Origin of the sequence: Acinetobacter sp. A47 (assembly GCF_000805455.1) — a bacterium.
Lineage (GTDB): Bacteria > Pseudomonadota > Gammaproteobacteria > Pseudomonadales > Moraxellaceae > Acinetobacter.
The window spans coordinates 1-464 of record NZ_JSUS01000014.1; the positions used below are offsets into that span (position 1 = coordinate 1).

General features: G+C 49.8%; 1 protein-coding gene. It reads right to left on the minus strand.

Annotation, left to right across the window (positions count from 1 at the left end):
- Nucleotides 1-442, minus strand: a 442-nt coding sequence (locus OC23_RS19635) for a toprim domain-containing protein (protein ID WP_038343268.1), incomplete at its 3' end; no start/stop codon positions are given.
- Between the last annotated feature and the right edge of the window lie 22 nt (nt 443-464).

A 464-nucleotide genomic window follows, 5' to 3' on the forward strand; every position in this document is an offset into this window, starting at 1 on the left:
TCACTTGTCCGTCCATGTCATTGCTCGTTGCAACGATGACTTCTTTAACCCCATGCGTGCGAATCCTATCTACAATTCCACCCAGATTTAGGTCTTCCGGGCCAATACCAGAGAGGGCAGACAATGCTCCCCCCAGCACGTGGTATACCCCGGAATATATTCTCCCGCGCTCGAAAGCCCACAAGTCACCCAACTCCTCAACAACACAGATAATGCTTTGGTCCCGACCCTTATCGGAACATATGGAGCAGGGAGAAATGGTGTCTAAATTGTGGCAGATTGTGCACTCCTTAGTGTGCATTTCTAACTCTCTAATTCCGGCAGCGAGGGGCACCATTACGTCCTGCCTATGCCGCAACAGATGCAACACTATGCGACGTGAAGAGGCAGGGCCCAAACTCGGAAGCTTGGCAAAAAGATTTATAAGCTTAGTTATGTCCATATCAGCGCAAACACCCAACCAA